The organism is Cedecea sp. B1(4) (genome assembly GCF_059414925.1).
This window is the reverse complement of the sequence record NZ_JCAHMZ010000194.1, coordinates 1-293: the sequence shown is the minus strand read 5'-3', so window position 1 is coordinate 293 and position 293 is coordinate 1. Positions and strand designations below refer to the sequence as shown.

The following is a 293-nucleotide window of genomic DNA, read 5'->3' as shown; positions in this document are numbered from 1 at the left end:
GGCCCGGCACCAACACCGCGCTGCTGTCGTCGCTGGCCCACGTGATCGCCACCGAAGGCCTGATCGACGAGGCCTTCGTGGCCGAGCGCTGCGAGACCAAGGCGTTCCAGGAATGGCGCGACTTCGTGTCGCTGCCCGAGAATTCGCCCGAAGCCATGGCCGAGATCACCGGCGTGCCGGCGCAGGCCGTGCGCGGCGCGGCGCGCCTGTTCGCCACCGGCGGCAACGGCTCGATCTATTACGGCCTGGGCGTGACCGAGCACAGCCAGGGCTCGACCACCGTCATGGCCATC

1 pseudogene is annotated in these 293 nt (G+C 70.3%); it reads left to right on the top strand.

Annotation, left to right across the window (positions count from 1 at the left end):
- Positions 1 to 293: pseudogene (locus tag ACR6JA_RS22595) on the top strand (formate dehydrogenase subunit alpha); the annotation flags it as partial.